The organism is Pseudomonas sp. 1L-E-NC-VB-C3 (genome assembly GCF_057291535.1).
In genome coordinates this window covers 347,245-360,124 of sequence record NZ_JBXAWD010000004.1, presented here as the reverse complement: position 1 = coordinate 360,124, position 12,880 = coordinate 347,245, and the positions used below count along the sequence as shown (strand labels likewise).

Genomic DNA, 12,880 nt, shown 5'->3' with positions numbered 1-12,880 from the left:
TTGTGCTCCGGTGCTTGTCGCTTGCTGCTACGGGTCTCGAAGCAGACCCCGTTTAACCCCGAGTCGTCTCCCCACTTCTCGGGGTTTCTTTTGCCCGGCGTTTGCCCTGTGCACAGCTTTTTGCTCGAAAACCAAACCTCCAGCGTTGCTCAAATGGCCCCGTCTTCGCGCAGCCGAGCGATTTGCGCCGCGTCGTAGCCCAGATCGCCAAGCACCTGCGCATTGTGTTCGCCAAGCTGCGGTCCGACCCATTCGGACGAGCCCGGCGTTTCCGACAGCTTCGGCACGATGCCGGGCATCTTGAAATCCTTGCCGTCCGGCAGCTTGGCATGCAGGAACATCTCCCGCGCCAGGTATTGCGGATCGTTGAACATGTCCTCGGCGCTGAAGATCCGGCTGACCGGTACGTCGGCCTGATTGAGCAAGTCGAGAACGGTCTGCAGCGGTAAGGAATTGACCCAGCGATCAATCACGCCATACAACTCGTCCCGGCGACTGTCACGCCCGTCGTTACTGGCCAGCACCGGGTCGTTGGCAAGATCTGCGCGGCCAATCACGAGCATGAAGCGTTTGAAGATCGCATCACCATTGGCGCCGATCTGCACATGCTTGCCGTCGGCGCTGGTGTGGATCGAAGAGGGCGTGATGCCCGGCATGATGTTGCCGCTGCGCTCGCGGATGAAACCGAACACGTCGAACTCCGGCACCATGCTTTCCATCATCGCGAAGATGGCTTCGTACAGCGCAACGTCGACCACTTGGCCCAGTCCGCCATTGACCTCGCGATGACGCAGCGCCATCAACGCACCGATCACGCCCCACAGCGCGGCAATCGAATCACCGATGGAAATGCCGGTACGCACCGGTGGCCGATCTTCGAAACCGGTGATGTACCGCAGGCCACCCATGGATTCGCCGACCGCACCGAAACCTGGCTGGTCCTTCATCGGCCCGGTCTGACCGAAACCGGACAGGCGCACCAGCACCAGTTTCGGGTTCAGTGCGTGCAGGGTTTCCCAGCTCAGACCGAGTTTTTCCAGTACGCCGGGGCGGAAATTCTCGATGAGGATGTCAGCTTCGCCCAGCAGTTGTTTCAGGACCGCCAAGCCGTCGGGGTGTTTCAGATTGAGGGTCAGCGACTTCTTGTTGCGCGCCTGGACAAACCACCACAACGAGGTGCCTTCGTACAACTTGCGCCATTTGCGCAGGGGATCGCCGCCGTCAGGCGATTCGATCTTGATCACTTCGGCGCCGAATTCGCCGCAAATGCGCGAGGCAAACGGCCCGGCAATCAACGTACCCAATTCAATGACTTTCAGACCCGAGAGCGGTTTGCTGGTGAACGGCATGCGAAATCCTGTAGGACAAGGCTGAGCGGATACAGGGTTTTAACATAGCCGACTGTCAGACGCCGCAGCTTGATTGCCATCAATTCGATGATTGCCTGTGGCATCGGTTAGACTTGCCGACTTTCCTCGTATCAAGAAGCCCGTTCATGGCCCAGCCGTCCACTACCTACAAATTCGAACTGAACCTCACCGACCTCGACCGCAGCGTCTACGAAAGCGTCAAGCAGACTATCGCCCGTCATCCTTCGGAGACCGAAGAACGCATGACTGTGCGGCTGCTGGCCTACGCGCTCTGGTACAACGAGCAGCTGTCGTTCGGCCGTGGTCTGTCAGACGTGGATGAACCGGCCTTGTGGGAAAAGAGCCTGGACGACCGTGTCCTGCACTGGATCGAAGTCGGCCAGCCGGATGCCGATCGCCTGACCTGGTGCTCGCGCCGCACCGAACGCACCAGCCTGCTGGCCTACGGCAGCCTGCGTGTGTGGGAAACCAAGGTGATCCCGGCGATCAAGAACCTGAAAAACGTCAACATCGCCGCCGTCCCGCAAGAAGTGCTGGAGACCCTGGCCAAGGACATGCCGCGCGTCATCAAGTGGGACGTGATGATCAGCGAAGGCACGATCTTCGTCACCGACGATCGCGGTCAGCACGAAGTCCAGTTGCAATGGCTGCAAGGTGAGCGCGGCTGAGGTCGCGACACCGCTGATATTTCCCACGAATCAAAGAGAAGCCTCCGTCGCCCCATGCGTATCGAACCTCGTCAATTGCCTGCCACGCTGCCTTTCCTCGGTGATCTGCCGCCACTGCTGACCCGCCTGTACGCGGCGCGGGGCGTGCAGTCGGAGGCGGAGCTGGACAAGAGTCTGGCGCGCTTGATCCCGTTCCAGCAGCTCAAAGGCATCGATGCGGCGGTTGACCTGCTGGTGACGGCATTGGAGCAACGCCAGCGCATTCTGATCGTCGGCGACTTCGACGCGGACGGCGCCACCGCCAGCACTGTCGGTGTCCTCGGTCTGCGCCTGTTGGGCGCGGCGCATGTCGATTACCTGGTGCCGAACCGCTTCGAATACGGCTACGGCCTGACGCCGGAAATCGTCGAAGTCGCGCTGACCCGTGAACCGCAATTATTGATCACCGTCGACAATGGTATTTCCAGTGTCGAAGGCGTCGCGGCGGCCAAGCGCGCCGGACTGAAGGTGTTGATCACCGACCACCACTTGCCCGGCGATGAACTGCCGCAGGCTGATGCGCTGGTCAATCCGAATCAGCCGGGCTGCGAATTTCCGAGCAAAGCGCTGGCCGGCGTCGGGGTGATCTTTTACGTACTCATGGCGTTGCGCGCGCGTCTGCGCAGCCTCGGCTGGTACGAGAGCAAGCCACAACCGAACATCGGCGAACTGCTCGATCTGGTGGCGCTGGGCAGCGTCGCCGACGTGGTGCCGCTGGATGCCAACAACCGCATTCTTGTGCATCAAGGGCTGGAGCGGATTCGCGCCGGCCGGGCACGGCCGGGGATCAAGGCGATTCTCGAAGTCGCCAAGCGAGAGGCTGCGCGGATCACTTCCACCGACCTGGGTTTCATCGTCGGCCCGCGCCTGAACGCCGCCGGACGTCTGGACGACATGAGCCTGGGCATCGAATGCCTGCTCACGGCCGACGCCAATCTGGCGCGGGAAATGGCTGCGCAACTGGACGGCATGAACCAGGATCGCAAATCCATCGAGCAGGGCATGCAGCGTGAAGCGCTGGCGCAGCTCAAGGATCTGCCGGTCGAGTCGATGCCGTTTGGTCTGTGCCTGTTCGATCCGGAGTGGCATCAGGGCGTGATCGGCATCCTCGCCTCGCGCATGAAAGAGCGCTATTTCCGCCCGACCATTGCCTTCGCCGATGCCGGTGATGGTCTGCTCAAGGGCTCCGGTCGCTCGGTGCAGGGCTTCCATATTCGCGATGCGCTGAGTGTGGTCGCGGCGCAGCATCCGAACCTGATCGCCAAATATGGTGGCCACGCGATGGCCGCTGGTCTGACCTTGCCGCAGGAGAATTTTCCGCTGTTCGCCGAGGCTTTCGACGCTGAAGTGCGTAGGCAACTTCGCGAAGAAGACCTCACTGGGCGGATGCTTTCAGATGGCACGCTGGCCGTTGAAGAGTTTCATCTCGAACTGGCTCGCGCCTTGCGCCACGCCGGGCCGTGGGGGCAGCATTTTCCCGAGCCGCTGTTTCACGGTGTGTTTCAACTGGTCGAGCAGCGCGTGGTCGGCGAACGGCATTTGAAAGTGGTGCTGAAAAGCGAATGCGGTTCGGTGAAGCTCGATGGCATCGCGTTTGGCATTGATCGCGATGTGTGGCCGAACCCGACGATTCAATGGGTTGAACTGGCTTACAAGCTCGACGTTAACGAGTTTCGTGGCAACGAGACTGTGCAGCTGATGATTGCTCATATCGAACCGCGCTGAAGATCAAAAGATCGCGGCCTTCGGCAGCTCCTACAGGGGATCGCATTCCTCTGTTGGAGCTGCCGAAGGCTGCGATCTTTTCTGGAACCCCCCAAGATCCCCCGTTGTCGACTAGGCTCTAAGCACTGCTTGATTGGCCTTGTGACGTCTTGTCGAATTTTTGCCCGCGGGGGCGGGTGCTGCACCCTTTTTCTGTCACTCGTCGACTTTTCAAACAGAACCCTGGAGCCTGCCCACTGATTCGAGAGGTGCCCCATGAGTCTGCTGCTTGAACCCTTTACTCTTCGCCAACTGACCCTGCCCAACCGCATCGCCGTGTCGCCGATGTGCCAGTACTCCAGCGTCGACGGCCTGGCCAACGACTGGCACCTGGTGCACCTGGGTAGCCGCGCGGTGGGCGGTGCCGGTCTGGTTTTTACCGAAGCCACGGCGGTTACCGCCGACGGACGCATCACCGCCGAAGACCTTGGCCTGTGGAACGACGAACAGATCGAACCGCTGCAACGCATCACTCGCTTCATCACCGCCCAGGGCGCGGTCGCCGGTATTCAACTGGCCCACGCCGGGCGCAAGGCCAGCACCCACCGGCCGTGGATCGGCAAGCATGGCAGTGTCAAGCCCGAGGACGGCGGCTGGACCCCGGTCGGGCCATCGCCGATTGCTTTCGATCCGCAGCACACCCAGCCGAAACAGCTCGATGAAGGGCAGATCGCCGAGGTGATTCAGGCCTTTGTCGACGCGGCCAAACGCGCGCTGACGGCGGGGTTCAGCGTGGTCGAGGTGCATGCCGCGCATGGCTATCTGCTGCATCAGTTTCTCTCGCCGCTGAGCAATCAACGCCGCGATCAGTACGGTGGTTCGTTCGAGAATCGTATCCGTCTGGTGCTGCAAGTCACTGAAGCGGTGAGGGCGGTATGGCCGGAGGAGTTGCCGGTGTTTGTCCGCGTCTCGGCGACCGATTGGGTCGAAGATGGCTGGAATCCGGATGAGACCGTCGAGCTTGCGCGTCGCCTTCATACGCTGGGCGCCGATCTCATTGACGTGTCTTCAGGAGGGACTGCTGCAAACGCGGAAATCCCGGTTGGACCCGGATATCAGACGCGCTTCGCCGAGCGTGTACGCAAAGAGTCAGGCATCGCCACCGGTACTGTCGGAATGATCACCGAGCCGGCCCAGGCCGAGCACATTCTGCGTACCTGTCAGGCCGATATCATTTTCCTCGCGCGCGAACTGCTGCGCGATCCGTACTGGCCGCTGCATGCCGACGATGATCTGGGCGGGCGCAAAGCAGTGTGGCCGGCGCAGTATCAGCGCGCGACCCATCGCGACCAGCCGATTCATGAGTCGGATTTGCGCGATTGATTGAAGGCTGGAAAGCAAAAGCCCCGAGCCGGTGAGGGTCGGGGCTTTTCTATTCGGCACAATTTTGCGTTGTCAGGCGGGCCTCTTCGCGAGCAGGCTCGCTCCCACAATAGGAATGCGGACCCCTGTGGGAGCGAGCCTGCTCGCGAATGACGCCAGAACAGCCGCCTTAGAACCTCAAGGGTATTTACGCTTGTCCGGCGCCGGCGGGAAATACTGGTACAGCCAGGTCTCGCTCAACGTGCGGTCATTGGTGCGAATGAACAGGCGCAGTTCCACTGGCTCGACACTGTCATTGGTCGGATACCAATCGAACAGAATCCGGTAGCCCTTGATGTCATCCAGCACCAGCACGCTGAAGTCCTGCACCTTGCCGTTGGAACAGGTAATCACCGGCTCGATCCCGGTGCCCTGTGGCAGGCGCTCAAGGCCGCCACCGGTGAAGTCCACGGCAAAGCGCCGCGCCCACACTGGCGGGTAATGCTCACCCGGCGCCCAACCCTCGGTGAAGCCGCCCATGCCTGAACGCGTTGCGTGCACCCGTGCCAGTGGCGTGCCGACCGGTGGCAGCGCGCTCCAGTACAGCTTGTACCCGTAGTTCAGCGAATCACCGGCAGCCACGGGTTTCTTCGGCGTCCAGAAGGCGACGATGTTATCCAGCGTCTCGCCGGTCGTAGGAATTTCCAGCAGATCGATAGAGCCTTCGCCCCAGGCGGTTGTAGGTTCTACCCACAGGCTCGGGCGCTTGCTGTACCAGTCGACAGTGTCCTGATAGTTGGCGAATTCGTGGTCGGTCTGCACCAGGCCGAAACCTTTCGGGTCCTTGTCGGCAAATGCGTTGAATTGCAGCGTCGCCGGGTTATTCAACGGCCGGCAGATCCACTCGCCATTGCCGCGCCACATTGCCAGGCGATCGGAGTCGTGAATCTGCGGATGAATGGTGTCGCACATGCGCCGTTCGTGGGTGCCGCAGCTGAACATGCTCGTCATTGGCGCCACGCCGAGTTGTTCGATGGTGGTACGAGCATTGATGTGCGCGTCGATTTCCATGACCACGCGCTCGGCCTGGCAATCGATGTCAAAGCGATAGGCGCCGGTCGCGCTCGGCGAGTCGAGCAGGGCGTAGACCACAAAACGTGTGGCGTTCTTGTCGGGCGTCTCGAACCAGAACTTGGTGAAGTCGGGAAACTCTTCGCGTTTCTTCGCGTAAGTGTCGATGGCCAGGCCGCGCGCCGAGAGGCCATATTGGCCAGTGGCATCGACCGCACGGAAATAGCTGGCGCCGAGAAACGACACCACGTCATGCCGATCCAGCTCCGGCGCCTTGAACAGTTTGAAGCCGGCAAAACCCAGGTCGCCCTTGAGCTGCTGGGTGTCGACCGAAGTGTTCTCGTAATTGAACAGCGCCGGACGGAAATGCACCTCGCGCGCCATGCGCGTCTTCGGATCAACGCTGTACATGCGCACCGGCTGACGGAAACCCATGCCGACGTGGAAAAACTGCACGTCCAGCTGACCTTTGTTTTCCTTCCACAAGGAATGCTCGCCGTCGTAGCGGATCGCGTTAAAGTTCTGCGGAGTCATGGTCGCCAGGGTTGGCGGCAACACCTGTTTCGTATCCTGATAGGCACTGCCGGCGAGCTGCTTGGCCTGACGCTTCAACGCCTCGAAATCGAAGGCCTGGGCCTCGCCATCGGCGGCGCCGCCATTGGCTGCCCAAGCGCGGGCGGCCAACAGGCCCGACGCGGAAAGACCGGTATAGGCCGCAATGGCCATGGACGCTTTGAGCAAATTCCTGCGGTGCATAAATACAACCTGTCGTGTGCAATCCAGCGCCGTTCCTGGCACCTGTCGGATCGGAAATTACGGTTCGGTCATGCCTTCGGCCAAACGCAACGGACTATAAACAGATGCCCGCTAGCTTAATCGGTTCGATTGTCGGGCAAAAAGGCTTGTTTGCGTTGCGTCACCTGGCAATGAAACAAGACATGTCTGTAATTTTTCTGACAGGGCTCTCTGATTTAGAGGGCATATCTGCTTTTTTCGATTAATTACTCTAAAAACCGCTTTTCAACGCCGATTTAATTCCTATTCTATGGGCAAGACCGGATACAAGCCTTCGTGCCGGCGGGGCACACGACGCTGCTCGAAGAGGCAGGGCGATGTGAGGTTCAGCAGTTTCTTGACTCAATAGAGAAGGACATCGTCCATGGCAAAAATACAGAGCATCACCGAAATGTTGGGCATCTTCCCTTGCTTGGGCGGCGGGCGCAGAAGACGCCGCCTCAATTCCGAGGAATTGAAACTTGTGGAGCGTTATCGAGAGCTGTCAGAGAGCGACCGGATCGCCATGCGCTATCTGGTGGATGCGATGCGGAGTGTTTCGCGATTCTAAGGGGGAGGGGAGAAGGGGCAGGCCGAGAAGCCTGCCCCTTTTTCATTTGCGTAACGCTCGAAACATGCCCTTCTGAGTGGCGAGCAACATCTCGAAGCACACTCACGGGGCGGGTTGGGGCACTTTCGAACTAGGCTGAGGGCCTTAGATCCGGATAACCCTTGTTTGGAGACGGAACATGAACACCCGTGGATTGCTCGATCAACTGCTCAAGTCCGGGCAGGAAATGCTGCAGAACAAGACTGGTGGCGCTTCCAACAAGTCGGCTGCCAGCGGACTGGGCGGTTTGCTCGGTGGCTCGTCTGGCTCCAGCGGTCTCGGCGGCCTGCTCTCAGGCGCGGGCGGCGGCGCATTGGCCGCGGGCGCGATGGGCCTGCTGCTCGGCAATAAAAAGGTCCGCAAGGTCGGCGGCAAAGTCGCACTCTACGGCGGCCTCGCCGCGCTGGGCGTACTGGCTTACAAGGCGTACGGCAACTACAACGCCCAAAAAGGCAGCGCACCCCAACGCGAACCGCAAACCCTCGACCGCTTGCCACCCGCTCAAGTCGAGCAGCACAGCCAGGCAATCCTCAAAGCCCTGGTCGCCGCCGCCAAAGCCGACGGCCACATCGACGAGCGCGAGCGCGAACTGATCGAAGGCGAATTCACAAAGCTCGACAACGATCAGGAACTGCAACACTGGCTCCACGCCGAACTCAACAAACCCCTCGACCCCACCGACGTCGCCCGCGCGGCCAGCACGCCGGAAATGGCGGCGGAGATGTACATCGCCAGTGTGATGCTGGTGGATGAGGAGAATTTTATGGAGAAGAGCTATCTGGATGAACTGGCACGGCAGTTGAAATTGGAGCCGGGGTTGAAGGTGGAGTTGGAGAGGCAGGTGCGGTTGGCGGGGGCGGATAGCGTGTAATCGTAGTGGCGATCGCCGGGCATCAGCAGGCGGTTGCCCTTTTACGTTAGCTAGACTTCATGCGTTTCAGTCGTTCTCGTAACGGCGTTGAATCGATCTTTGTCCCGATGGCGGACATTGCTCTTGCGGCTGGCTCTGTACATACTTTTGGTACTATCCGCGTAATAGAGCTGGCAAATAGATCACTAGCAATCGGTGATTAGAGCACTGACTTCGTCGCCAGATCGGTGTTATTCAGCAGTCGACCGTTGAGGTCTGAGTCGGCGGGCCTGCCGACGAGCAAGTTTCCTTCTGCTAGAAGTATTTGAATGGGTATGTGTCTCCCGTGATTATTATTGAATCTTTTTCTGTATATACGTTGTTGATGTTGTTGATAACCAGCTGTAGGTTGGTTGGGTTTTGAAAAAGATGATAGAAGAGTTCGAAGTAAAGATAATCTTCGATCAAACTTGCTGCTAGGTTTGGATGGGTGTTCAGAAGTTCATTGAAAGTCGGGTAATCAACTGTCGCAAGCTCGGGGATGTCCGCATAGCCTTGCACGGTATCGTCAATCCTGCATTCCGAAATAAACGTATCTGCAATAATTTCAAACTTTCTTGGAAAGTCGCCGGGTTTGATTTGCAGTATGTAGGGCTGAGTCTTGATCGTAACCGCCTCTCCGAATCTCAAGCTTCTATAAGATACGGTATTTGGATTGACTGCGTTGCCCGAGCACTTAAATATCATGGTTTTGCTTTCGCTGTTATAAGTTTGGTTGTCGAGATTTTTTTACCCGAAAGAAACTCCCTTGTACTACAGGTCTGAGGCTTTTCCCAAATTAATTGTATAGGCATAGGCATAGGCATTAGGCAGCGACTGCGCACTGCTTTAGCGTAGTGGGTTGCTCTAACAAATTTTGTCATCGATTGGCAGCGCCGCTACACCCTATGGCTTAGCCAATGTCAGGTCCACTGCTTTCCCCATATACTCCTAATATGTGAAGCCTGCATCAGATTTGTTTAACTTTATGCAGCGTGTGATCTAAGATTTTGCCAAGGTCGCTCCACGTTTTGGCGGTGTCGGTGTATATCGGAGATTCCCAATCTCGATTTGCAATTAATGAAATTCTAAAGGCACCATTTTTGTCAAATTCAGGATACCATCCGATGTCTAATATTTGTTCGTTTGGGAATGCTGCCTGTAAGAGATCCTCTTTCAGGTTCTCTGAGATGAGTGCTATGTCGTAATCGATTAGGTTGGATAGTTCGTCGAAAATTACTTTTCCGCCGAGACGTATTATTTTTTTAAATTTCATGTTTTTTTTGCTTTTAATTGCGAGAGTAAGAAAAGGGGGGCTATATTCGGTTTGTATAAATAAGTCTGTCCTCTTTCACAGCGCTTTTACTCCTTGTCTCGGTCCTCTTGTGCTCGTTCTCATTTCTACTAAAGGCTGTAATGAAAAATGACGCATTTTCGTGGTTAAATACCATATTGTAAAAACTTTACTTTTAAGTCCTCAATAATCTTATCTAGTTCAGGGTTTCTGATATTGTCGTGATGGTTGTACCAATTGGTGATGCATGCGATCGCATCTCTGAATGGTAAAGTGACGTGATTATCCATGAACTCGAATGCAATACCTGTAGTTAAATAGGTGGGTATGTTTTCTCGGTCGGCATCGGTGCTGATGTATATACCAGACATCTCTATTCCGAATCCTTGTGAATGAAGAAGGCTATGGAGCGCTTTGAGTAGGAAGCTGGAGTGGTTGCTTGAAGAGGACTCTAAGAGATCTAACAAGCAATTGTGAATTATGTTTTCTTGAGAGCTGCTAATATTTATATTCATAGTTATTTCATTGTTGGGTGGAAGTGGGTGACTGTGGTCAAAGTTTCATCAAGATAGATTCTGAAGGTTATTCCGTCATAAGAAGCACTGTAAGCTCGGTTGCCACCGGATCGGGCTTAGTGGTAGTCCTTGGCGGCCGCTTCTCTGCCTGTGTTGAACATTTTATCTGTAGAAATTATAGATGGATCGTACATAGTTTTGGGCTGCCAACCTCTTTTATGCCGACTGCTTGGCCTGTACGATCCAACGAGTCTCGTCCGTAAGTTATTTCAGATAGCCCGGGAATTTTTGGGTGTTGAGTTTCTGAAAGTAACGGTTCTCGGCGCTTTCCATGCTCAGTTGCGGCTGACGTCGACTCCACGAAAGTTGCCATTGGCATCTTAGCTGTAGCGACATTGAGAAGAACCTTTGTCATGCACCAAAGAATGACGGTTTTCTACTTGCGCACTAAAATACTAGGTGCGCTTTTTATGCTCTATTCAGCGTTCATAATTTTTCTATAGCTTTCAAATGCCTCGATGCATCTTTCATCTTCGTTGACCAGTTTTTCATAAAAGCTGTCGTCATCAGCCCATTCGCAAAAAACGAGCTGTGTTTTGATTTTTTTGTTATATGTGTGTTGTGACTTAAGGACCCAGTGAGACGAGATTTTTCTTTCAGTGATTTCAAAAAAATCTAATGCGAAAGGTTTAGGGTATTCATCATATGACTCTGAGCATATATAAACCCAAGGGTAATTGTCCCAGAGCTCTATACCGTAAACTATATATTCTTTTCCAATTTCTATATCTAGTTCACTGTCGCCGACAGAGATATAGCGCTTCAGTCTTGCTGCAGTGTCTAGCGTAAACCTTTCGTCTATTCTATTTGTTATGCATTTGACTTTCATTTGATTTCAAAATACCCGGATGGTACGGATGGGGCGTTATCCTAAAGTTTTATGTCGTCGATACTATGTTTTGTGGCTGGTCAATGACCGATGGGGACAGATTTATTTCATTAGAAAATAAATCTGTCCCCATCGGTCGTCTCCATCTGTCCTGTCCCCATTTGTTCTATGGTTTCCGTGTATAAATTATGTCAGCTTGGGGTTTTGAAGCTCTAAACTGCTCCGTCATTGTGGTAGGCTTTGATATTAGTTATGAATATTGCGCTAGCACTGCAGGCAAAGTTGCATAGCGTGTTGATCGTTGTCTTTATCTCGTAATTGTTGTTGTGTTTTTTTATTTCTAGCTCTAGCGGTCCGTAGAAGCTGAAATTTATAATCTCCACCGTTGTTACACCGTTGATGATTAGGTCAAATGTGTATTCGTTATATCCGTTTTTCATCCATTTCTCTGGATAGCTGTTGCCTGTGAGATGGCTGAATAGCTTTAAGGTTATTGCGTTGTCGCTAAATATGGCATGAGAGATACTAAGGTTTGTTGGTGTATAACCATTTCCGAAGATGGCTAGCCATTGTTTCTTGTCTGAAATGAAATCTGTCCACATTTTAGTTACTCGAAAACATAATGGGTGGAGACGCTTTTTAGGTGGAAGGTCCTGTTGCGGTCTGCATTTCCGGTTTCGGGGTCATACTCTCTTACATTGAAATGCGGTTTATGCGAAGCATGGTCGCTTGGGAAATCTTCATGCCCATACGAGTGTTCCTGAATTACCACGCGCTCATTGTCAATATTTTTATAATGATATTCCCTTGTATAAACAATATTGCCATCTGCATCGAGAACATTTTGCTTTCCTACTCCATGTTCACCTATTTTTGTAAGGGCAACATGGTTGACTTCCATTGGTTCAGCTGACGTGGGTATTCTCGCATCACGTTTTGCGTCTTGAAATGCAGCTCTGCGCGAACCATAGAATTTGTCTTTTCTCGTAAATTTTGTTTGGCCTGGGCACCCGTTCAGCCCCAACGGATCCACCCACCCCGTAGGGTTAGGCACGTACTGGTAGCTGTTCAACCCACCCGCAAGCTTGATCGGGTCCGGCGTCAAGAACCGCCCAGTGCTCGGATTATAGTAGCGGTGGCGGTTGTAATGTAACCCTGTCTCGGCGTCGAAATACTGCCCTTAAAAACGCAGCGGATTATCGATTTCGCTGACATCAAGCGCTGCGAGGTTGTCGTAGGCGCGGGACTTCACCGACTACATTATTCGATGTTGTAGTCGATAAGTTCCTGCGGCGTGCTAGGTAGCCAAGCTCGTTGTGGAACGACGTAGCTTTAATTGGCTTTCGCCGTCGAGTATGAGGATTAGAAGTAAAAAAACATACCTGTATCGTATTTCATCGCCATTTCGTTGAGATGTATGATCTTCCTTAGTGTGTCGGAATTTGTAGTGGCAAATAATTTTTGAAATATCTTGAGAGCTGATTCTAACTCGGTTTGTCCTTGGATGCTTTCGTCTTCATATTCATCGATGAGTTTGCTCAGCGTCGAGTTTATTTCCTCAAGTACCCCCGTTTTTGAAAGGGCTAGAAATTCTTCTTCTGAGACTGATAGCTCTTCTAAGTCGCCGGGTATGCATTCATCCAAGTCCAAGCGATGCATTGCATCTCTAGATAAGGGTACTGAAATTGTTTTCAT

Annotated in this window: 10 protein-coding genes and 1 pseudogene; 5 read left to right on the top strand and 6 right to left on the bottom strand. The window is 54.4% G+C overall.

Annotated features, from left to right (window positions below; translation table 11 throughout):
- Window positions 1-149: 149 nt before the first annotated feature.
- Window positions 150-1,349, bottom strand: coding sequence for a CaiB/BaiF CoA transferase family protein (locus tag AC0Z5Z_RS09460; RefSeq protein WP_056783129.1), 1,200 nt, complete (start codon window positions 1,347-1,349; stop codon window positions 150-152).
- Window positions 1,350-1,495: 146 nt separating this feature from the next.
- Between AC0Z5Z_RS09460 and AC0Z5Z_RS09455 the strand changes: the two genes are divergently transcribed.
- The 3 genes from AC0Z5Z_RS09455 to AC0Z5Z_RS09445 all read left to right on the top strand — a co-directional run bounded on the left by AC0Z5Z_RS09455 (window position 1,496) and on the right by AC0Z5Z_RS09445 (window position 5,164).
- The gene (locus AC0Z5Z_RS09455; RefSeq protein WP_007908961.1) at window positions 1,496-2,038 is read left to right on the top strand and encodes a YaeQ family protein; all 543 of its coding nucleotides are present in this window, start codon (window positions 1,496-1,498) and stop codon (window positions 2,036-2,038) included.
- 54 nt (window positions 2,039-2,092) lie between these two features.
- Window positions 2,093-3,802: a single-stranded-DNA-specific exonuclease RecJ gene (gene recJ / locus AC0Z5Z_RS09450; protein WP_016771527.1), complete on the top strand. Its 1,710-nt coding sequence runs from the start codon at window positions 2,093-2,095 to the stop codon at window positions 3,800-3,802.
- 255 nt (window positions 3,803-4,057) lie between these two features.
- On the top strand, window positions 4,058-5,164 hold the full coding sequence (locus AC0Z5Z_RS09445; RefSeq protein ID WP_039759093.1) for an NADH:flavin oxidoreductase/NADH oxidase: 1,107 nt from the start codon (window positions 4,058-4,060) through the stop codon (window positions 5,162-5,164).
- Between the two features lie 177 nt (window positions 5,165-5,341).
- Here AC0Z5Z_RS09445 and AC0Z5Z_RS09440 read toward each other — a convergent pair whose 3' ends face one another.
- A complete protein-coding gene (locus AC0Z5Z_RS09440) occupies window positions 5,342-6,970 on the bottom strand; it encodes a glucan biosynthesis protein D (RefSeq protein ID WP_095180451.1) in 1,629 nt (542 codons plus the stop codon).
- A 403-nt stretch (window positions 6,971-7,373) separates the two neighbouring features.
- Here AC0Z5Z_RS09440 and AC0Z5Z_RS09435 point away from each other — a divergent pair, with 403 nt between their 5' ends.
- Window positions 7,374-7,559: a hypothetical protein gene (locus tag AC0Z5Z_RS09435; protein ID WP_041478186.1), complete on the top strand. Its 186-nt coding sequence runs from the start codon at window positions 7,374-7,376 to the stop codon at window positions 7,557-7,559.
- 178 nt (window positions 7,560-7,737) lie between these two features.
- Window positions 7,738-8,469, top strand: a complete 732-nt coding sequence (locus AC0Z5Z_RS09430; RefSeq protein WP_485610984.1) for a tellurite resistance TerB family protein — start codon at window positions 7,738-7,740, stop codon at window positions 8,467-8,469.
- A 988-nt stretch (window positions 8,470-9,457) separates the two neighbouring features.
- Here the strand turns inward: AC0Z5Z_RS09430 and AC0Z5Z_RS09425 are convergent.
- From AC0Z5Z_RS09425 to AC0Z5Z_RS09410, 4 genes and pseudogenes are all read right to left on the bottom strand, one after another.
- Entirely contained in the window at window positions 9,458-9,763 is a 306-nt protein-coding gene (locus AC0Z5Z_RS09425; protein ID WP_305382280.1) for a hypothetical protein, read from the bottom strand.
- 1,008 nt (window positions 9,764-10,771) lie between these two features.
- Window positions 10,772-11,185: a hypothetical protein gene (locus AC0Z5Z_RS09420; protein WP_305382281.1), complete on the bottom strand. Its 414-nt coding sequence runs from the start codon at window positions 11,183-11,185 to the stop codon at window positions 10,772-10,774.
- 607 nt (window positions 11,186-11,792) lie between these two features.
- A pseudogene (locus AC0Z5Z_RS09415) lies at window positions 11,793-12,525 on the bottom strand (RHS repeat-associated core domain-containing protein); the annotation flags it as partial.
- Window positions 12,526-12,547: 22 nt separating this feature from the next.
- Entirely contained in the window at window positions 12,548-12,880 is a 333-nt protein-coding gene (locus tag AC0Z5Z_RS09410) for a hypothetical protein (protein ID WP_039759068.1), read from the bottom strand.